This is a genomic window from Mycobacterium sp. 1165196.3, assembly GCF_001673415.1.
In the GTDB taxonomy this organism is placed as follows: Bacteria; Actinomycetota; Actinomycetes; order Mycobacteriales; family Mycobacteriaceae; genus Mycobacterium; species Mycobacterium europaeum_A.
On record NZ_LZLU01000269.1, the window covers coordinates 26383 to 46701 of the forward strand.

Genomic DNA, 20319 nt, shown 5'->3' on the forward strand with positions numbered 1-20319 from the left:
CTGACAAGCTAGAGCGGTGCGCATCGACCGGCTCGGCGATCTTGGCGCCGCACCTCAGGTGCTGCGCGCAGTGGGTGACGCCACCGGCCGGCTCGGCCTGCCCCCGCCCGCCGCGCTGACCGGTGAGTGGTTCGGCGCCCTGGCGGTGATCGCGCCGAGCCTGTCGGTGCACCCGGTGCACGTCGACGACGTCTTCGCGGTCCCGGTATCGCGGACGCCGGAGCCGCGCGCGGTGGGCGGCGGCTGGATCGGTTACCTGTCGTATCCGGACGCCGGCGCCGACGCACAGCCCCACCGGATTCCCGAGGCCGCCGGCGGCTGGACCGACTGCGTGCTGCGCCGCGACCGCGACGGCCACTGGTGGTACGAGAGCCTCTCCGGTGCGCCGATGCCGGACTGGCTGACCACCGCGCTGACCAGACCGAGGGCCGCCGCGCGCGAGTGCCACATCGAGTGGGGCATCGCCGACCGGGCGGCGCATCGCGACGGCGTGCTGGCCTGCCTGGAGGCGATCCGCGCCGGCGAGGTGTACCAGGCCTGCGTGTGCACGCAGTTCACCGGTGCCGTCACCGGCGCCCCGCTGGACTTCTTCATCGACGGTGTCGCCCGCACCTCCCCCGCCCGGGCGGCCTACGTCGCCGGCGCCTGGGGTGCGGTGGCGTCGCTGTCCCCGGAGCTGTTCTTGCGGCGGCGCGGGACGGTGGTGGCGTCCAGCCCGATCAAGGGCACGCTGCCGCTGGCTGCGTGGCCGTCGGCGCTGCGCGCGTCGGCCAAAGAGGTCGCCGAGAACATCATGATCGTGGACCTGGTCCGCAACGACCTTGGCCGGGTGGCGATCGTCGGCACGGTGACCGTGCCCGAGTTGTTGGTGGTGCGCCGGGCGCCGGGCGTGTGGCACCTGGTCTCGACGGTGTCCGCGCAGGTCCCCACCGAGCTGCCGACTTCGGCGCTGCTGGACGCCACCTTCCCGCCCGCCTCGGTCACCGGCACCCCCAAACACCGTGCCCGCCAACTGCTCTCGCAGTGGGAACCCAACCGCCGCGGAATATATTGCGGGACAATCGGATTGGCCTCACCCGTGGCGGGCTGCGAGTTGAACGTCGCGATCCGCACCGTCGAATTCGACGCCGCGGGTGGCGCGGTGCTGGGCGTCGGCGGCGGCATCACCGCCGACTCCGACCCGGACGCCGAATGGAAAGAATGCCTGCACAAGGCGTCCCCGGTCGTCGGGCTGCCGCCGATCGCCGCCGCCAGCGCGGCGGGCTAGTCGCGGCGGGACTGCAGCACCGCGTCGTAGAGCTGGCGCGAACGCACCCCCGGATGCATGCCGGCCACCTCGCCGCAGGCGTCCTTGATGCGGGCGCCGCCGGCGACCAGCTCCTCGACCTCGGCGACCAGCGCCGGCAGGTCGGCGCGCGGGGTGGCGCCGGCCAGCACCACGGTGATTTCACCGAGCACCCCGTCGGCCGCCCAGGCCGCCAGCTCGTCGAGCGAGCCGCGCACCACTTCCTCGTGCACCTTGGTCAGCTCCCGGCAGATCGCCGCGCGGCGTGCACCGCCGAGCCGCTCGACGGCGTCCTGCAGACACGCCGCCAACCGCCGCGGGGATTCGAAGAACACGCAGGTGCGCCGCTCGTCGGCCAGCGAATCCAGCCAGCTCCGCCGCGCCCCCTTCTTGCGCGGCGCAAATCCCTCGAAGCAGAACCTCTCGGCCGGCAGACCGGACACGGCCAGCGCGGTCGTCACCGCCGACGGGCCCGGCAGGCAGCGCACCGGCAGGTCGGCCTCCACGCAGGCCGTCACCAGCCGATAGCCGGGGTCGCTGATCAGCGGCATACCGGCGTCGCTGACCACCAGCACCGTCGCGCCAGCGCGGATCGCCTCGACCAGCGAATCCACCCGGGAGCTCTCGACCTGGTCGAACATGCTGATCACCCGGCCGGTGATGCGTACGTCGAGGGCCTTGGCCAAAGTGCGCACCCGCCGGGTGTCCTCGGCGGCCACCACCTCGGCTCGGGCCAGGGCGTCCAGCAGGCGGGGTGAGGCATCCGACGGCTGGCCCAGCGGGGTCGCGCCCAGCAACAGGCGGCCGGTGGTCATGACCGACAGCCTACGATCGACACCGATGACCGCCCCGCCCCGCGAATCCCCCCCGACCATCGAGGGTGCCGAGACGCAACGTGTGGTGCCCGTCGTCAGCCCCGGACCGTTGGTGCCGGTGGCCGACTTCGGCCCGACCGATCAGGTCCGCGGCTGGGTGGTGACCGGGATCATCGCGCTGGTGGCGGCGATCACCCGCTTCCTGAACCTCGGCTCACCTACCGACGGCGGCACCCCGGTCTTCGACGAAAAGCATTACGCCCCGCAGGCCTGGCAGGTGCTGCACAACCACGGCGTGGAGGACAACCCCGGGTTCGGCCTGGTCGTGCATCCGCCGGTCGGCAAGCAACTGATCGCCCTCGGCGAGGCGGTCTTCGGCTACAGCGGCATCGGCTGGCGGTTCACCGGCGCGTTGCTCGGCGTGGTGATGGTGGCGCTGGTGATGCGGATCGTCCGGCGGATCAGCCGCTCGACGTTGATCGGCGCGATCGCCGGCGTGCTGGTGATCTGCGACGGCGTCAGCTTCGTCGCCGCGCGGACCGCCTTGCTCGACGGCATACTCACCTTCTTCGTGGTCGCGGCGTTCGGCGCGCTGGTCGTCGACCGCGACCAGGTTCGGCAGCGGATGCACGCCGCGCTGGCCGACGGCCGCCACGCCGACACGGTGTGGGGGCCGCGGCTGGGCGTGCGGTGGTGGCGGTTCGGCGCCGGGATCCTGCTCGGATTGGCTTGTGGCACAAAGTGGTCCGGCCTGTATTTCGTGCTGTTCTTCGGGGCCATGTCGCTGGCGTTCGACGTGGCCGCGCGGCGCCAGTACCAGGTCACCCGGCCCTGGCTGGGAACCTTGCGCCGCGACCTCATCCCCACCGCCTATGCGCTGGGCGTCATTCCGGTGTTGGTGTATCTGGCCAGCTACGCACCGTGGTTCGCCTCCGAGACCGCCATCGACCGGCACGAGGTGGGCCAGACGATCGGCCCCCGCTCGCTGGTGCCGCTGCCGGATGCCATCCGGTCGCTGTGGCACTACACCGCCAAGGCGTTCCAATTCCATGCGGGCCTGACGAATTCCGCGGGCAACTACCACCCCTGGGAATCGAAACCGTGGAGCTGGCCGATGTCGTTGCGGCCGGTGCTCTACGCCATCGACGAGCAGAACGTCCCCGGGTGCGGCGCCCAGTCCTGCGTCAAGGCCGAGATGCTGGTGGGCACGCCGGCGATGTGGTGGCTGGCGGTGCCGGTGCTCGTTTTCGCGTTGTGGCGCATGCTGGTCCGCCGCGACTGGCGCTACGCCGCGGTGCTGGTCGGCTACTGCGCGGGCTGGCTGCCCTGGTTCGCCGACATCGACCGGCAGATGTACTTCTTCTACGCGGCGACGATGGCTCCCTTTTTGGTGATGGCCATCGCGCTGATTTGCGGCGACGTGCTCTACACCCCCGGCGCGCCACCCCGGCGGCTGCGGCTGCAGCTGCAGGCGAATTCGGAGCGACGCACGCTGGGGTTGATCGCCGTGTGCTGTTACGTGGCGCTGGTGGTGACGAATTTCGCGTGGCTGTTCCCGGTGCTCACCGGCCTGCCGATTTCGCAGCAGACGTGGAACATGGAGATCTGGTTGCCCAGCTGGCGGTAGCGCGCTACTTACAACAGGTCGCGGGCGACCGGGCAGGACATACACCGCGGGCCGCCGCGGCCGGTGCCCAGTTCCGATCCGGCGATGGTCAGCACCTCGATGCCGGCGTCCTGCAAGCGGGTATTGGTCTGGGCGTTGCGCTCGTAGGCGACCACCACACCCGGCGCCAGCGCCAGCGTGTTGTTGCCGTCGTCCCACTGTTCGCGTTCGGCGACAACGGGATCCAGCCCCGTGTCGATGACCCGCAGCTTGTCGATCTCCATCGCCTTGGCCGCCGCCTCCAAGAAGGGGGCTTCGTCGCTGATGGCCACCCCGTCGGGCGTGCGCGCAATGGTGAACGCCGACAACGAGTCCACGATGTTGGCGTACATCACCACCGTGTCGGTGTCGACCATCGTGCACACCGTGTCCAGGTGCATCTGGGCACGCCGCTGCGCGATCGGCACCGCCAGCACGGTGTTCGCCAGGTCGTCGTCAAACAGGCTGCGGGCCAGGGCTTCCGCGCCGGCGGGGGTGGTCCGCTCCCCCACCCCGACGGCGACCACGCCGGGCGCCAGCAGCAGCACGTCACCACCCTCGACGGGGGCGGTGCGCGACTCGTAGGCCCGGCGCACGCCGGTGAACCGCGGGTGGTGGGCGTAGATGAGATCGGTCAGCGACGCCTCGCGGCCGCGGGCGCGCAGCGCCAGCGTCGGGATCACCACCCGCCGCCCGATCCAGATCGATGAGTCGCGGGTGAACACCAGATTGGGCAGCGGGTCGATGACGAAGTCACCGCCGTGGTGCATGCGCAGCACCAGCGAGACGTCGGTCCGGGTGTCGGCGGGTAACTCGTTGAACGTCATCCCGGCCATCAGCACCTGGGCCAGCCGGGCCGGCTCGAGCCCCCGCAGGTATGCCGAAAGTTCTTGCGCCAACGGCAGTCCGAGCCGTCGCGCGTCAACGGCAGCCGCGACGCCCTGCATCCGCGCGGCACCGCTGTGTGTCAGCGCCTCGGTGAGCAGATCCGACATCAGCAGCACCTCGACGCCGCGGGACCGCAACAGCGCCGCGAACTGGTCGTGCTCGTCTTGCGCGCGAGCGACCCACGGCAGGCCATCGAACAGCAGCTGGTCGACGTTGCGCGGGTTCAGCCGGAGCAGCTCGGCACCGGGGCGGTGCAGGATGACCACGCGCAGCGCGCCGACCTCGGAATTGGTGCCCAGCTCGACAACACCCACAGCTCAACCGTAGCGGCGCCGGGGCGTACCGTCCCGCCACACGCGCAGCGCGCGCCCCGTGTCATCGAACGGATGTGCGATAAACTCGGTGGCGTGGAGATCGCGGTCCAAGGCTCCCTGTTCCAGCACACCGAGCGCCGAGAACTCGGTGACGGCGCGTTCATCGAGATCCGTGCCGGCTGGCTCACCGACGCCGATGACCTGCTGGAGGCCTTGCTGTCGACGGTGCCGTGGCGCGAGGAGCGCCGGCAGATGTACGACCGGGTGGTCGACGTGCCGCGGCTGGTGAGCTTTCACGACCTCGCGGTCGACGAGCCGCCGCACCCTGAGCTGGCCCGGCTGCGCCGCCGGCTCAACGACATCTACGCCGGTGAACTCGGTGAGCCCTTTACCACGGTGGGGTTGTGCTGCTATCGCGACGGCTCGGACAGCGTCGCCTGGCACGGCGACACCATCGGCCGCAGCAGCTCCGAGGACACCATGGTGGCGATCGTGAGCCTGGGCGCCACCCGCGCCTTCGCGATGCGCCGCCGCGGCGGCGGCCCGTCGCTGCGGTTGCCGCAGGCGCACGGCGATCTGCTGGTGATGGGTGGATCGTGCCAGCGCACCTGGGAGCACTCCGTGCCTAAGACGACGGCGGCCGTGGGTCCGCGGGTCAGCATTCAGTTCCGGCCGCGCGGCGTGCGCTGAGCGGCGGCCGCAAGCGCGGCGGAGCCGGGCGCGGCGGGCCGCCGACATCAAGCTGAGCGGTTTAGGCGCGCACCGCCGACACCGCTTTGACCAGCAGGTCGCGCGCGCGTTGGGTGTCGACGGGGGCGACGGGCTGATCCGGGATCACCAGCGGGTTGGCGATGACGATCACCTGGTAGTCGCCGAATGCGGCCGAATAGTCGTACAGCTCACCGGTGCGCGGACCGCCCGGCGTCAACGCCTGCATCACGCGATGCACACCCAGCGTGCGGGTGCTGGCGATCTGCGGCGCCTCGACCACCTGAACGCCGCCGCGCAGCTGCGGGCCGGCGAAGGTCACCTTGGCGCAGTCCTTCCCGGGATCGTTGAGGGGCAACGCTTTTGAGGTCTCCAGCGCGATCACCACGAACCGGTTGCCGCGGCCCTCGGCGGTGACCGCGGACATGTTGCCCTGCAGATCGGCCGGCATGTCCGGCCCGGCCGCCACTTTCGCGCAGTTCGCCGGGTCGAACGTCAACCCGTCGGGCAGTTTGCGGCCGGCCAGCAGCTTGGGGTCTATTCCCCGTTCGCTGATGTCGCTGACCTGGTAGTCGGCTCCGAAGCTGGACTTCACGTCGACGACCTTGTTGATGTCGACCTTCGCCGGGTGAGTGGGCGATGAGCAGCCGGCCAAAACGCAGACGGCCGCAACCGCGAGCAACATCTTGGACATCGTGGCCAATCTACCCAAGCGGAGAGCTCAGCTGCGCAACGTGGACACCGTTTTGGCGAGCAGGTCCGCGGCGAATTGCGGCGGCAGCACCGGAAGCGCCGAGCCCGGATCGGTGGTCAGCGTGGTGAACGCGTAGTAGCTGCCCAGGTAGGCGGTGAAAGTATAAATGCGCGAATCTATTTCGGTGCCGGACTCGACCGATGACTTGACGTCGGCCACCATGCCGACGGTTTGGACGCCTTCGACGTGCGGCGCGTCGGTGAGGTGGACATGCGCCACGGTGTTCCCGGCGGTCTCCGACCACTGGGCGCACGCCGCGACCAGCTCGTCGGGGAAATCGACCGGTCCCGGCAAAGCCACCACCACCGCGTTGACGATGCCGCCACTGCCTGAGCCCGACACGCCCTGCGCCGATTGGTCGCGCCCGTTCCCGGGGTCGGCCAGCGCCCCGCACCTGGCCGGCTTGGCCTGCAGATCGTCCCCCAGGCTCCAGATCACCCTCGGGGAGGCCGCGCTGGGGATACCGGTGGTCACCTCGTAACCGGGCGGCAGGTCGCGAACGACCCGTTTGATGTTGGCGGGATTGACGGCCGCGGTGGTGCTCGGCGGCGATTTCGCCGCAACGGGCGGCGGTTTGGGCGCGGGTGGGTGAGCGCACCCGGCGACGGCCAACGCGAGCGCTGTGGTCACCGCCGGGCCAATCCCGAACGGCCGCATGAGGAGTTGATAGCACAGCAGAGCGCCATACCGGCTGCCCCACGCCAGCGCCGGGTCCGGTCGGAATTGCCAAACGTGCGAGCGCATGCGCCAGCGGATTTGGAAGTCACCTCATGGTCCGGAGACAGGCGCCCGGTTCGAAGCACTTCGCCGTCTTAGCCGACGGCCTCGATCACCTGGCGGGCGACGCGCTTGATCTGCTCGGCCTCGTCACGCCGGAACGGCAGGTGACGCGGATGGGGAACGTCGATCACGGTGGTGATGACGCCGATGTCCTCGCGTTGCCAGACGGCGCCGTAGCGATCCATGATCGCGCGCATCGGCCCATTGTCGGAAAGCATTCGCGCCGAGAACCTTTCGATGCCGTCCACGTCGGCGGCGATGGCTAGCGCGCTGATCAAATAGGTGCCGATGCCGCGGCCCTGGTAGGCGTCGGCGACGGTGAAGGCGATCTCGGCGACCGTCGGGTCGTTGGCGTCGCGCACGAAGCGCGCATCGGCCACCGGGTCGCTGCCGTCGGTAACCACCCACACGAAGTGATCGACGTAGTCGACCTCCGACAGGTAGTGCATCAAAGCCGGGGTCGGCAATCGCGGGGTCATGAAGCGCCGATACAGCGTGTCGCTGGAGAAGTAGATGTGGCCGTGCACGGTGCGCTCGCTGTCGCCGGGCAACACCGGGCGCAGCAGGAGCAGCGTGCCGTCCCGAACGCGGATCGGGATCGGCGTGATGAACGCGGCGAGACGCTGGCGCACGGTGCGCAGCAGCCGCGGCGTGATGCCGGGGATGTGCGCCAAGCTGGCGAAGGCTCTGGTGTCACCGATCCAACCGGTCAGCGGTTCGGCGGTGGTCACCGTCGCGGTGCGGGGGATGTCGCGCAGCAGGGCGATCTCGCCGACGATCATGCCCGGGGACGCGTGCTCGACGATCACGACACCGTCGTCGCCGACGTGTTTGATCTCGGCGGTACCCGAGGAGATCAGCAAAAAGGAGACGGCCTGCTCGCCCTGGCGCATCAGCACCTGGCCGGGCGCGGCGCGCAGGGGCTGCAGGCGGCCCGCCAGCGGGGCGAGGTCTTCGGCGGAACATCCCTGGAAGATGTCCATCGTCGCCAGCTCGTCCACCCGGGCGCCGGTCAGTCCGGCCACCGCTACGGACCGCCGCCCGCAGCACCGCGACACCACTGGGTGCGTCGCGGTGATGCCATGACCTGCCCGCCTGCTTGCCGTCGTCTACCGCGCCGGCCCGAGGAACCCGGCTGCGGTCGGATGTTGCCCAGGTTATGAGCCGGTGGCGACGGCGGCAAGGATGCGCGGCGTGTTCTTGAACCGACCTAAAGCGACGCTCGGGCGCTCAAGACCAGTTGCACCGCACCGGCCAGGTCGTCGACGACGAAGTCCGCATCGACGGTCCGGTGGCCACCCGGGCGCAGCAGGATGGTCGCCGTCCCCGCCGTCCGGCCCGCCATCATGTCGGTGTCGCCGTCGCCGATCATGACCGACTCGGCCAGCTCGAAACCGTGCTCTTGCGCCGCGCGCACCAACATCCCGGCGAGGGGCTTGCGGCACTCACAGCTGTTCGCCGCGTGCGGACAGTGGTAGACGGCATCGAGCCGGGCGCCGTCGTTCGCCAGCAGTTGGTGCAGCCGCTGCTGGATGGTCGTGAAACACCCTGGCTCGGCGGGCGTTTCCGAGAGCCATCGCTGGTTGGTCACCAGCACCGTCCGCAGATCGGCGGCGTTCAGGGCGGCCACCGCCTTGGCCGCGCCCGGCAGCAGCACCAACTCGTCCGGCGATCGGATGTACTCGCCGTCGGCGGCCTTGACATTGATGGTGCCGTCCCGGTCCAGAAAGACGGTGCGCACGTTGCTCAGATCGGGTGCGGCCATCGTCGGAGTCAGGAGGGCCTGGGAAACAATGCCGCCTCGACCATTTCGCAGATGGAGTGGCCCAGGTGCAGGCATGCTTCCTGGATTCGCCCGGTGTCGTGGCTGGGCACCCGGATGCAGATCTTGGCGACGTCGGCCACCTCGCCGCCGTGCGCGCCGGTGAGCGTGACGGTCGTCATCCCCGCCTGGCCGGCGACCTCGAGCGCACGAACGACGTTGGGCGAGTTGCCCGATGTCGTCAGGCCGACCACCACGTCGCCGGGGCGCCCGGCGGCCAGGACCTGGCGGGCGAACACCTCGTCATAGGAGTAGTCGTTGCCGATCGCCGTCATGGCCGCGGTGGCGTCGGGAAGGCTGATCGCCGCGAGTCCGGGGCGGTCAAAAGCGAAGCGGCCCATGAGTTCCGCCGCCAGGTGTCCGGCATCTTGCGCAGAGCCGCCGTTGCCGAAGAAGATCACCTTGCCGCCGGCGCGCAGCGAGGCGATGATCACCCGCGCCACTTCGACGGTCCGTGCGGCGAAGTCGCCCTGCTGCATTTGTTGCTTGACCGCGATGGTCTCGGCCAGCCGCCGCTGGACCAGCTCGACGCTCGGTGACACGACGTCCGGCCCGGTCATGCCGACCATGTTGTCAATCCCTTGCTCTCAAAGGCGAATTCGGTGACGGTGGCCCCGGCACCCTCGAGGGCCTCGATGAGACGGTGTTTCTTGGCGAAGTCGCAGAACAGCAAAATGTATCCCCCGCCGCCGGCGCCGGTGAGCTTGCCGCCCAGCGCGCCGTTCTTGAGCGCGAGATCGTAGAGGTCGTCGATGCGCTCGTTGGTGATGTAGGGCGACATCCGTTTCTTGTGGGTCCAGGCTTCGCCGAGCAGAGCACCGAAATCGTTGAGCTTTCCGGTCAGCAGCGCCGCCTTCATCGCCACCGCCAGGTCCTTCTGGGCCCGAAGGCCGGCCAGGGTGTCATCCGAACCCGTTGTGGCGCGCCGGGTTTGGTCCTCGATCACCCGCGCGGAGTCACGGGTGATGCCGGTGTAGCACAGCAGCAGGCTCAGTTCGAGCTCGAAGGCGGTCTCGTCCCGGATCCGCAGGGGATTCACGATCACGCGGTCGGTGAACTCGATGAAGTTGAATCCGCCGAACGTCGCGGCGTACATGTCCTGCATGCCGCCCGCGATGCCCAGGTCTTCGCGCTCGATGGCACACGCCAGTTGGGCGGTCTCGTACTCGCCCATCGGGACCCGGTAATGCTCGGCCAGCAGGCCGGTCAGGGCGACCATCATCGTCGACGACGAACCCAGCCCGGAGCCGGGGGGTGCGCTGGAACGCAGCACCAGGTCGTAGCCGTCCGTGCCGTCGCGGCCGAATCTGCGCACCGCGGCCTTGATCAGATCGAGGCTGCCGTCGTAGAGGATTTCGCTGTCGAGCGTCATCTCGTGGGTGGTCTTGAAGTCCACCGATTCGATGCTGACCCGGCGGTCGGTGCGGGGCACCAGCGATCCCTGGGCGTAGCGGTCGATGGTCGCCGAAAGGACGCAGCCGCCTTCGGTCGTCGGGAACGGCGGCACGTCGGTGCCGCCCCCGGCGAACGAGATCCGCAGCGGCGCTCGTGCGCGAATTCGGGGACGCGTCACGGGGATTGGCCTTCGATTGGTTCACTCAACCAACCGGATAGCGATTTCCGAGAGGCCACGCCCGCCACGTGCTAATCCCATCATCCGGGGACAGTGAAGCGTCGCCAGCCTAACAGGCTGACCAGCGCGATCGGCGGGTTTTCAGGACTTCTTCCGACTGGGCTCCAGCACGAAATCGACGACGATCGCGGCGATGTCGTCGATCGCGCGGCGGGCGATGACTTCATAGCCGTGGGTGCTCAGCGTGGGCAGGCACAGCAGGCCGGCGCGCGCGGTCAGCCCGCTGGCCTTCGAGTGCGAGGCGTCGGATTCGAAGGCGCCCAGCGCGGCGGCCTGCGGTGACAGTTCGCGGTCGGTGGCGATTTTCAGAAGCCGGTCGGCGACGCTCTTGTCGTATACGCACAGCGCGTCGCTGTAGCCGATGATCGGGCCGCCCGTCACGCTGGTGGTGTATTCGCGTTCGGTGGGGCCGACCTCCAGCGCGAGGGTGAGGTCGCCGGGCAGGGTGGCGCTGGCGTAGGTGCCGCCCACCCCGCCGATCTCTTCGTTGGTGGTGAACACCAGGTAGACGTCGTCGGCGGGCCGTTGTTGGCGCTCGCGCAGCAGCCGCGCGGCCTTCAGCAGCGCGGTCACCGCGGCGCGGTCGTCGAGGAAATAGGCGCCGACGTAGTCGCCGATCTCGACCATCGATCTCTTGCTGCGGTCCATGCAGACTCGGGTGCCTGGGTGCACCCCGGCGGCAGTCAGCTCGTCGGCGGTGCGGCCGGTGAAAACGTAGACGTGATCCCAGTCCAGCGCGCGGTCGCCCTGGTCGGGCTTGGTCTCCCAGATCCGCGAGCTTTCCTGGGTGGTGTGCTCGGAGCCGAGAGTCAGTACGGCCGTGAGGGTTTCGTTGTCGCCGAGGACGGAGACCGGGCCCAGTCCGAAGTTTCCCGGGTACATGGTGCCCAGCTGCGTCAAATGCAGTGTGCCGTCGGGTTCTACGCGCTTGACGATCATGGACAGTTCGTCCATGTGCGCCATGACGCGTGTCGCGGTGCCGGGGATGGCCTCGGTGCGGTGGCGGTGGTTGGGTGCCCCACTGTCGGCGGCGGACGGATCCGCGGCGACGTATCCGATCAGGTTGCCGGCGTCGTCGGCCCACATGTCGTCGACCACCGGTTGCAGTTCACGGGCGATGACTTCGCGAACGGCGTCCTCCTGCCCGCACGGCCCGTAGGTCAACAACAGCTCTTGCAACAACTCGTCGGTGGAATCGCGGTCGCGATGCGCCATCAGATCCTCTCCATCGTGGGGTCAGAGGATCAGTACCCGCCCCGGCCTGCGACTACGCCGAAAGCCCGAATATGTCAGCTCAGCGCCACGCCCAGTTCCTGGGCGAACACCCTGATCATGTGTTGTACGGCGATTTCGTTGCGCCCGACGATCATGTGGTCGTGCTGGCCGTGCCGGACGCCCTCGCCGCATTGCGGCAGCATCGCGAAGTCCTCGTCGCGCACGGCCGCATGGACGCCCTCGAAGACCGCGTCGTACGCGGCCCTCATCGCGTCGTTGGTGGCCGGGATGCGGCCCATCCAACTGTGGCGGACCGTGCAGCGGGTCGGCTCACCGGCGGGCAACATGTCGATGATCTCCACGCCCACCGGGCTGTTGGCCAGGATGAGGTTCGGATACACCCAATAGATCACTCCCATGTTCGCCACCGGGTCCAGTGACGCCGTGGAATCGGTGTCGGCGTTGGTGATCCAGGTGAACGGGAAGCCGATCCGGTGATGCTTGCCGAACTCGTCGTAGACCATCGTGTTGGCCAGGGTGTTCTGCCCGATGAGGCTCTCGCCGTGCACGTACGGGAAGTGGTAGCCCTCGGCGAACGCCTCCAGGGCGCCCTTCCAGGACACGTCGGAGGTGAATTCGCGCTGGGTGTGATAGCCGTAGGCCGCGTAGTTCCACAGCTCCAGTTCGGCACCGAACTCGCCCAGGTGTGCGTCGAGGTCGATGGTCGCGTCGGCGGTCAGCACCGCCCAGATGAAGCCGTACCGCTCCTCGGAGGGCAGCTCCACCAGGCCGTAGTCCTTGGTGTCCATCGAGTCGAAGCCGGCCTTGCCCGGGACGGTTAACAATTCGCCGGTGTTGCGGTAGGTCCAGGCGTGATACGGGCAGACGAACCGCGAGGCGTTGCCCGAGCCGCAGGCCGGCATCGCGCCGCGGTGCCGGCAGTAGTTGAGCAACACGTGGCTGGCGCCGGTGCGATCGCGGGTGACCAGCAGCGAATCCCCCAGCACCGAGCGCACCACGTAGTCGTTTTTGTTCGGCACCTGCGCCGACGGGACGATGGCCAGCGGCACCCGGCGCAGGATCTGCGATTCCTCGATCTCGGTGATCTTGGGATCGCGGTAGTAGTGCAGCGGCACCCGCAGTTCGCGCTCGGCCAGGTCGGTCGTCTTGTCCAGGGCATGACGCAGGCCGCGCCGCGTCAGCGTCGCGTCGGTGCCGGGCACCGGTCGGTCGATCGTCGTCACCCTGGCCTCCTTCGGTCCAACACTTTGGACCATACAATCACTATCGTTTGTATTGTCAAGGCCCGGGGCCGGCGTGTGCGACGATCACGCAATGCGCCGGCATGGCTGGTCGGGTGACATCCCGGCCGACGACGACGAGGCCGTCGCGCGCATCCTGACGGCGACGCGGGCGGCCATCGACGCGCGCGGGACCGTGAGCGTTTCCGAGGTCGCCTCGACGCTCGGCGTGACGCGGCAGACGATCTACCGGTACTTCCCCACCCATGAGGCACTGATGGGCGCCACGGCGCTAGCGTCCGTCGACGGGTTCTTGGATCGCCTTGCGGCGCATCTGGGTTCGATCACCGATCCCACCGAAGCGGTGGTCGAGGGCATCGCCTACACGTTCGAGCAACTCGCGCATGACAAGTACCTGAGTTTGGTATTCCAGCCCGGCAAGGCCAGCGCGTTCACCGCGGGGGTCACCTCAGATCAGGCCATTTCGTTCGGCCGAACGATCCTGCAACGATTCGATGTCGATTGGGCCGCAGCGGGATTCGTCGAACGCAGGCTCGACGAACTGGTCGAGGTCATGCTGCGGATGCTGCAGTCATTGATCGTGGATCCCGGCCGGCCGACGCGCACCGGACCGGAGCTACGACGCTTTTTGACGGACTGGATCGCGCCGTCGGTGCGCGCGCATGCCGCCGTTGAGCGCTGATTACCGGCCCGTGAATTGCGATTCGCGTTTGGCGGCGAAGGCGGCCCGCCCTTCTTTTGGGTCAGCGGAGCGAACCACCTCGAACGCTGAACCGACAGGAAGCCCGCTTGACGGTGCGGTCCGGCAGGGAATGAGGGGGCGGGGGTGGCCCCTGTCGTGTTTACTCGCCGCCTTGCAACCCAGCGCCCACTCTTGCTCTGGAGAACTTTGCGTCCGTAGTCCGTCGCAGTAGATCCGACAGCCCTCGCCATCTATCAACGCGCCCAACCGCATTAGCTCCGACGTTCACGCTCCGCCAGAACGGTAGGCGATTACAAACACCCACGTTGACTCGTTCGCATCAAGTAGGTCAGGGGTTCGATTCCCCTTAGCCCCATAGCGTTGGTCACCTCAGGGCGATTGGCCCCAAGCTCAGGGATGCAGGTTCCACTGACCGCAATCCTCGGCAAGGACGTCGTTGACGTCCACTTCGAGTCCCCCCACCACCGGGCCCGGATTCGACGCCGTGCTCACCACGCGTTGGTAGAGAACCGCGGTGGGCTCGATGCGCCCGTGGGACCAGGACCGCGTTTGCCACGCCCACCGGTGGCCGGGGGTCCGTGAATTTCCGATGACGCCGTCGTCGGCGGCCCATTTGCAGACATCGCTACCGCCATAGACTCCGGTGCGCTGTACTCCCAGCACCGAATTGATTCCGCGAAACCATTTGAGCGCCAAATTGGTCCAGGTGTCGCGGTTTATGTCCTCGTCGACGCTGAAGAAAATCGGGGCACTCTGACCGCCGCCAGCCGCGGAATGCAGCGCCCAGGCGGTGCGCGCATCGGAGACGCCGCCCTCGAACCCGCGCCTGAAGTCCGATGGCGCCGTCCCGCCCGGCTTGCCGTACTGGTAATTGCTGACGATCATCAGCCCGGCAGCGGTCAGCTGCTCGGCGTAACGCCGGGTGATCGGTTTGGCGCCCATGGACGAGCCGGGACGCGATAGCGACACGTAATTGATGACGCCCGAGTAGCCGGCAGCTCGAATCTGCTCCGCTGGAACTTGGCGCATGGCGAAGTCGATCAATCTGGGAGTGGCGGCAGCCGTCGCAGGAACGGTGACATTTGCCGATGCCGCATATAGCCCTGGCAGCACAGACATGGCGATGGCGTAACGGAATACGTCGCGCCGGTGCATGGTGCGTGATCGCGGGAGGCGCACATTTCCCGACAATTCCTGCATCGCGTGATGTTAAATTTGTGGACTTTGCTAGTAGAAGTGACGTGAAGTATTCGATATCAAATCGGTCTTTACGGTTCACCGACCTGAGTCAACGGCTGAAGCGGTGACGACGGTTAGAACTTCACCGCGAGGTTTTGGTGGGCCAGCCTACGAACCCCCCAGAAATAGGTGACGAATGGCATGGTGCACCACAACAGGTTCAGGACTACGAACTTGATCCACATCTCGACTGGGCTGGTCATGCTTTGCAGGTTGTTGGCTATCTCTACCCCGAAGTAGACCGCTGGCAGCGTCACCTCGACGATCATCCCGCCCATGATGAAAGAGAGTTGGGTGTTGGTAAACCGCTTGCCGTTGCGGAAGAACTGGACCATCGCATACGCCTCGAAGAGTCCGATGAAGAAGGCGACCCACTCAAGGACGACGATGAGCGGGTCGCCGTTGAGGTAGCGGGCGTCGCCGCCGAGCAGGATGGGCGACCACATGTACGTCCAGAGCGCGCCGTGGTGGACGCCGGTCTTGATCTGGTCGAAGAACAAAAGCCACGGTAGTTCCCAGATGAATCGTGGGATCAGGGCAATAAAGACCCAGACGATGACCATTGCACTGAGCCGTTCCGCCTTGGTGCGGTCACGTTGGCCGGGAAGCGGTAGCCACGGCAGCGCGAGTGCGGTCACAAAACAGCCCACGACGAAGGCGACCAGCGTGGTCGACGCGACGACGTGGGAAACCCCGGCATGAAATTCGAGGTACCAGAACACAACGTGGATGACGAAGAAGAACGCAAGAACGCCGAACAGCGACTTTTGCAGTGACGAGAGTCCGGGCTTCGCCGAGGAAACCTGCCGGTCGTCGGCACTGATCGTCTCAGTCATGGAGTTGGCTTTCAGCGGGAACGGTTAGCTGCATGCCAAAAGCATGGCACGCGCCATGTTTTTGTAGCAAGGGTCGCTAAGCGGTAAACGCGAGAGCGAGCGCCCGCTGTGCTGACGACCCGGGAACTTCGACGAGTGCCTTAAGCTAATTTTGATGAAGCAACCCGGTGAGCAGGGCGGATTGCGGCTGTGACGGCGAGCAGACGCACCGCTCCGCGTCGCCCGGTCGCTGGTCGACAACAGCGCGGCGACCGGACCCGAGAACTGCTGATCGACGAGACGGTTCGCTGCGTTCGCGAAGAAGGCTTCTCCGCAGCTAGTGCTCGGCACATCATTGAACGCGCCGGCGTGAGTTGGGGCGTCATTCAGCATCACTTCGGGGATCGCGACGGCCTGTTGACAGCGGTCATAGATGATGCCGTTGACCGCCTCGTCGCCTCACTTGAGGTGCTGGCCGATCCTGACCGGGCAATGGACACCGAACACTTGGTGCGGGCAACGTGGGACGCATTCGCCAACCCAAAGGCCATGGCAGGCTTGGAGATTCTTATTGCGGCCAAGGACCTGCGCGGCAGTCTTGGTGGACAACAGATGCAACGTCTCGGTGCGGCCCTGGCGGCGTTGGTCGCCCGTCTGAACACCGTGGCCGACCGTGAACATGCCATCGCTTTAGGCATGCTGCTGTGGACAACACCGGTAGCGATGATGCTCGCCGAAATGTTCGCCACGCCTCCGCTAACCACCAAAGATGCCCAGAAGGCAATGGTCAAACTGCTCGAAGAACTTGGCTAAGCCATTGGTTCCGGCGACCACTCGGCGGAAGATGAGCTTCGTCGCCGCGTCGGCTAGCCGCTGCAACCCGTCACATTTCTGGTGTGCCGAGACCGCTACCGGCGGCACGTTCCAGCCGCCGATGCCGGCTAACAGCACTCAAGCCGTTACCTGCCAAACGTTGTGGAGCTAAGGGGAATCGAACCCCTGACCTACTCGATGCGAACGAGTCGCGCTACCAACTGCGCCATAGCCCCTGATCGCTAAGCAGGCTACCAGTCGCGGCACCAACTACCGAACTGCCAGCACTACTCGCCGACGGCGCGCGGCAAGTCCCTGGGCCAACCGAAGGTCCGCATGGCCATCGCGTAGTCCAGGTGCTCGAACACGGGGTCCTCATCGTCGATCTCCAGAACCACCGCGCCCGGGCGCCGCAGCCGCGACGGGACGACGTCGTAGCCGCGGTCGTAAGCGTTCTCCACGCCGAGCCGCGCCCGCGCCATCCGCTTCATCCTCCGGTGGCGCACCTTCTCCTCGATGCGCGTCTGGCGCCGCAGGTACCCCAGGTAGAGCAGGGTGATCGCGGTGGCGGTGCCGCACAACCACCAGGCGCTCGGCGAGATCTTGAAGGCCGCGGTGGCCGAGCCGACCAGGACGACCGCCATCACCATCAGGACCTTCTTGCGGAAGGCGTACTTGCGGGCGCTGACGGCGGCGGCGGTCTTGTTGTCGAACCGGCGCCGCCGCGAGGCGTTGCGCGGCAGCGGTGCCGGCGCGTCGGAGTCGTCGGGCTCGTCGCTCTCGGCGGCGGGCTCCAGGCCGGACGAGTCCTCGACGTACTCGTAGCCGTCCTCGTCGGCATCGTCGGTTTTGGCGACGGCCTCGGTGTCGACCTCGCCGTCTTCGACGGGCTCGGTGTCGGCGATCTCCGCCTCGCCGGCAGACTCGCTGGCCCCTACCGGAAGGACGTGGGAATCCTCGACGACGTCGACGTCGAGGTAGTCGGGCTCGGAGGGCTCGCCTGCCTCGGCGACGGCCATTCTCATCACCACCGGGCGCCGGCGGCTCAGCTCGTCGGTCTCGGGGTCGTCGTCGGATTCGTGGTCGTCATCGTCGGCGAGGTCGTGTTCGTCGTCGAGGTCGGTCGAGCCTTGCGGCGGCGTCCAGTTCGGATCGCTGCGGTGACCGGCGGCCGGGCCGCTGCGCTTGACCAGCCGGGAGTTGCCCCCGCCGTTGAGCACCCGGGTCGCCAGGGCCACGTCGCTGGTGCGCCGCACCGCGTCGCGTTTGCTGACGAGCATCGGCACCAAGACGAACAGCCATAGCACCACGAGCGATATCCACAACAATGACTGCGGGATGCTTGGCATGATGACCTGCTCTCTTCGGTGTCCATCCCCCGCGAAGCCACTGGTGGCCAACGCGGCCCGGTCGTACGACCAGGACAATTACACACCTGTAATTTGCCTCTCACAAGCACCACGAGTCACTCGTGTCGCGCTAGTCCCAGAATGGCAACGATCCGGACTCCCGGCGAGCCGCCGCGGATCACTGAAGCGGACGACGAAAGCCGGCCGACCTAGCGAGAGTCGGTCACACCCAGCTGGCGTTTCCGGCGCGGACCAGCGTCGAGGCCACCGATCCGCTGACCTCTTCGACGGTGATGGCCATCAGCAGGTGATCGCGCCACGCCTTGTCGACCTCCAGATAGCGCTGCAACAGGCCCTCCTGGCGGAATCCCACTTTTGCCAGCACGGCCCGGCTGGCGGCGTTTTCCGGACGCACGGTGGCCTCCACCCGATGCAGCATGACCGGGCCGAAGCAGTGGTCGAGGCCCAGCGCCAGCGCCGCGGTGGCCACGCCGCCTCCGGTGGCCGACCGCGGCACCCAGTAGCCGATCCACGCCGACCGCAACGCGCCGTGGGTGACGTTGCCGATGGTCAGCTGGCCGCAGAACCGGCCGTCGAGTTCGATGACGTAGGGCAGCATGCGGCCCTGCCGCGCCTCGGCGCGCAGCCCGGAACACAGCGCCGGCCAGGCGGCCACCGCGTGCCGGGCCGTCCAGTCGCCCTCGGAGCTGGGCTCCCACGGTTCCAGGTGCGCACGATCGGTCAGCCGGATGCGGCTCCACTGCGCGCCGTCGCGCAGCCGCACCGCCCGCAACCGGACGACGCCGGCCGGAACCCGGAGCGGCCCAACGCTCATGGGCCATCCTGGATGGCGGGAATTGGAGCGCAACAGGTTCACCGTGCGTGCAGTCGTTTCGCTCAGCCGCGCTGGGCCAGGAAGGCGACGTCGACGATCTCGCCGGTACGAATCTGCTCGGCGCCGCTGGGCACCACCACCAGACAGTTCGCTTCGGCGAGGGTGGCCAGCAGGTGCGACGAGGCGCCGGGCGCGCCGCCGAGCGCCTGCACCAGATACTCCCCGCTCTCCTGGTCGCGCATCAGCTGCCCGCGCAGGAAACCCTTGCGCCCGGCCACCGACGTAATGGGCGACAGCGTGCGCGCCTGCACGATCCGGCGCATCGGCTGACGCTTGCCCAGCGACAGCCGGATCAGCGGACGGACCATCACCTCGAACACCACCAGCGCGCTCACCGGGTTGGCCGGCAACAGGAACGTCGGGACGCCCTCCCGGCCAAGCTGCCCGAAACCCTGGATGGAGCCCGGATGCATGGCCACCCGCACGACCTCGATCTCGCCGAGCTCGGACAGGACCCGCCGCACCGCCTCGGCCGCGGCGCCCCCGACCGCGCCGGCGATCACGATCACCTCGGCCCGGTTGATCTGGCCCTCGACGATCTCGCGGAGCTCGCGGGGGCCGCCGCCGACGATACCGACGCGGTTGACCTCCGCACCGGCGTCGCGGGCCGCAGCCGCCAGCGCATAGGAGTTGACGTCATAGACCTGCCCGTTGCCCGGGGTGCGCGAGATGTCGACCAGCTCGCCACCCAGCGCCATGATCGTCACCCGCGGGCGCGGGTGGACCAGCACCCGTTCGCGGCCGACCGCGGCCAGCAGCCCGACCTGCGCCGCACCGATCACCGTCCCGGAGCGCACCGCGACGTCGCCGGGCTGGACGTCGTCGCCGGCGCGGCGCACGTAGGCGCCCGACGGGGCGCCCCGCAGGATCCGCACCCGCTGCGTCCCGCCGTCGGTCCACCGCAACGGCAGCACCGCGTCGGCCAACGTGGGCAGCGGGGCCCCGGTTTGCACGCGCACGGCCTGGCGCGGCTGCAGCCGGCTGGGGGTACGCGAGCCGGCCTCGACGGTGCCCATCACCGGCAGCACCAGGCCCTCGCGGCGGTCGTTCTCGCCGGAGTCATCGAACGGCTCGGGAAGGCTGTCGCTGCCCACCTCGCCCACGCCGAGGACGTCCACGCTGCGCACCGCATAGCCGTCGATCGCGGCCTGATCGAAGCCGGGCATCGGGCGCTCCGTCACCACTTCCTCGGCGCACATCAGTCCCTGTGCCTCGGCGATCGCCACACGTATCGGTCGCGGGGCCACCGCGGCCGCGGTGATCCGGGCCTGCTGCTCTTCCACCGAACGCACAGCGCGCCTCTCTGCCCTCAAACCCGGCGGGCGCCGCCGTAGGCGACCCGCTCACTGCGCAGGCGGGTCATCCCCGCCCGGGACCGCTACGC

20 protein-coding genes and 1 tRNA gene are annotated in these 20319 nt (G+C 68.1%); 5 read left to right on the forward strand and 16 right to left on the reverse strand.

Annotated elements, in window-relative coordinates:
• Positions 1-16 precede the first annotated feature (16 nt).
• Positions 17-1267, forward strand: coding sequence for an aminodeoxychorismate synthase component I (locus tag A5659_RS25790; RefSeq protein WP_067185212.1), 1251 nt, complete (start codon positions 17-19; stop codon positions 1265-1267).
• Here the strand turns inward: A5659_RS25790 and rsmI are convergent.
• The gene (gene rsmI / locus A5659_RS25795) at positions 1264-2100 is read right to left on the reverse strand and encodes a 16S rRNA (cytidine(1402)-2'-O)-methyltransferase (RefSeq protein WP_066872014.1); all 837 of its coding nucleotides are present in this window, start codon (positions 2098-2100) and stop codon (positions 1264-1266) included. The genes A5659_RS25790 and rsmI overlap by 4 nt on opposite strands.
• An 82-nt stretch (positions 2101-2182) precedes the next feature.
• Between rsmI and A5659_RS25800 the strand changes: the two genes are divergently transcribed.
• Entirely contained in the window at positions 2183-3727 is a 1545-nt protein-coding gene (locus A5659_RS25800; RefSeq protein ID WP_197498230.1) for a dolichyl-phosphate-mannose--protein mannosyltransferase, read from the forward strand.
• Positions 3728-3735: 8 nt separating this feature from the next.
• Here A5659_RS25800 and arcA read toward each other — a convergent pair whose 3' ends face one another.
• Positions 3736-4947 carry an arginine deiminase gene (arcA, locus tag A5659_RS25805; RefSeq protein ID WP_067185220.1) on the reverse strand — a complete coding sequence of 404 codons (1212 nt, stop codon included), beginning with the start codon at positions 4945-4947 and terminating at the stop codon, positions 3736-3738.
• Between the two features lie 93 nt (positions 4948-5040).
• Here arcA and A5659_RS25810 point away from each other — a divergent pair, with 93 nt between their 5' ends.
• Positions 5041-5637, forward strand: a complete 597-nt coding sequence (locus tag A5659_RS25810; RefSeq protein ID WP_197498220.1) for an alpha-ketoglutarate-dependent dioxygenase AlkB — start codon at positions 5041-5043, stop codon at positions 5635-5637.
• Between the two features lie 61 nt (positions 5638-5698).
• On the opposite strand, the gene A5659_RS25815 is transcribed toward A5659_RS25810, so the two are convergent.
• From A5659_RS25815 to A5659_RS25850, 8 genes are all read right to left on the reverse strand, one after another.
• The gene (locus A5659_RS25815; protein ID WP_067185223.1) at positions 5699-6349 is read right to left on the reverse strand and encodes a DUF5642 family protein; all 651 of its coding nucleotides are present in this window, start codon (positions 6347-6349) and stop codon (positions 5699-5701) included.
• 27 nt (positions 6350-6376) lie between these two features.
• Positions 6377-7066, reverse strand: coding sequence for a DUF5642 family protein (locus tag A5659_RS25820; protein WP_067185311.1), 690 nt, complete (start codon positions 7064-7066; stop codon positions 6377-6379).
• A gap of 155 nt (positions 7067-7221) precedes the next feature.
• On the reverse strand, positions 7222-8172 hold the full coding sequence (locus A5659_RS25825) for a GNAT family N-acetyltransferase (protein ID WP_156749379.1): 951 nt from the start codon (positions 8170-8172) through the stop codon (positions 7222-7224).
• A gap of 227 nt (positions 8173-8399) precedes the next feature.
• On the reverse strand, positions 8400-8954 hold the full coding sequence (locus tag A5659_RS25830) for an HAD-IIIA family hydrolase (RefSeq protein WP_067185231.1): 555 nt from the start codon (positions 8952-8954) through the stop codon (positions 8400-8402).
• Positions 8955-8962: 8 nt separating this feature from the next.
• A complete protein-coding gene (locus tag A5659_RS25835; protein ID WP_197498222.1) occupies positions 8963-9580 on the reverse strand; it encodes an SIS domain-containing protein in 618 nt (205 codons plus the stop codon).
• Positions 9568-10584 (reverse strand): GHMP kinase, encoded by a 1017-nt coding sequence (locus tag A5659_RS25840; RefSeq protein WP_066871909.1) that lies wholly within the window; start codon positions 10582-10584, stop codon positions 9568-9570. The genes A5659_RS25835 and A5659_RS25840 overlap by 13 nt, the downstream gene beginning before the upstream one ends.
• Positions 10585-10725: 141 nt before the next feature.
• Positions 10726-11859 carry a M42 family metallopeptidase gene (locus A5659_RS25845; protein ID WP_067185234.1) on the reverse strand — a complete coding sequence of 378 codons (1134 nt, stop codon included), beginning with the start codon at positions 11857-11859 and terminating at the stop codon, positions 10726-10728.
• A gap of 74 nt (positions 11860-11933) precedes the next feature.
• Complete coding sequence (locus A5659_RS25850; protein ID WP_067185238.1) at positions 11934-13136, reverse strand: aromatic ring-hydroxylating dioxygenase subunit alpha; 1203 nt, start codon at positions 13134-13136, stop codon at positions 11934-11936.
• A 58-nt stretch (positions 13137-13194) separates the two neighbouring features.
• Between A5659_RS25850 and A5659_RS25855 the strand changes: the two genes are divergently transcribed.
• Positions 13195-13803, forward strand: coding sequence for a TetR/AcrR family transcriptional regulator (locus A5659_RS25855; RefSeq protein WP_067140225.1), 609 nt, complete (start codon positions 13195-13197; stop codon positions 13801-13803).
• Between the two features lie 411 nt (positions 13804-14214).
• Here the strand turns inward: A5659_RS25855 and A5659_RS25860 are convergent, their stop codons facing one another.
• Positions 14215-15024 carry a DUF1906 domain-containing protein gene (locus A5659_RS25860; protein ID WP_067140191.1) on the reverse strand — a complete coding sequence of 270 codons (810 nt, stop codon included), beginning with the start codon at positions 15022-15024 and terminating at the stop codon, positions 14215-14217.
• 113 nt (positions 15025-15137) lie between these two features.
• Complete coding sequence (locus A5659_RS25865; RefSeq protein WP_066871922.1) at positions 15138-15899, reverse strand: hypothetical protein; 762 nt, start codon at positions 15897-15899, stop codon at positions 15138-15140.
• A 189-nt stretch (positions 15900-16088) separates the two neighbouring features.
• Here A5659_RS25865 and A5659_RS25870 point away from each other — a divergent pair, with 189 nt between their 5' ends.
• Positions 16089-16691: a TetR/AcrR family transcriptional regulator gene (locus tag A5659_RS25870; protein WP_067140194.1), complete on the forward strand. Its 603-nt coding sequence runs from the start codon at positions 16089-16091 to the stop codon at positions 16689-16691.
• A gap of 163 nt (positions 16692-16854) precedes the next feature.
• Here A5659_RS25870 and A5659_RS25875 read toward each other — a convergent pair.
• The 4 genes from A5659_RS25875 to glp all read right to left on the reverse strand — a co-directional run bounded on the left by A5659_RS25875 (position 16855) and on the right by glp (position 20227).
• Positions 16855-16927, reverse strand: a tRNA-Ala gene (locus tag A5659_RS25875).
• Between the two features lie 51 nt (positions 16928-16978).
• Complete coding sequence (glpR, locus tag A5659_RS25880; RefSeq protein WP_067185242.1) at positions 16979-18040, reverse strand: gephyrin-like molybdotransferase receptor GlpR; 1062 nt, start codon at positions 18038-18040, stop codon at positions 16979-16981.
• Positions 18041-18263: 223 nt separating this feature from the next.
• The gene (locus A5659_RS25885) at positions 18264-18917 is read right to left on the reverse strand and encodes a GNAT family N-acetyltransferase (RefSeq protein WP_197498223.1); all 654 of its coding nucleotides are present in this window, start codon (positions 18915-18917) and stop codon (positions 18264-18266) included.
• Between the two features lie 20 nt (positions 18918-18937).
• Positions 18938-20227 (reverse strand): gephyrin-like molybdotransferase Glp, encoded by a 1290-nt coding sequence (glp, locus tag A5659_RS25890; RefSeq protein WP_066871932.1) that lies wholly within the window; start codon positions 20225-20227, stop codon positions 18938-18940.
• Between the last annotated feature and the right edge of the window lie 92 nt (positions 20228-20319).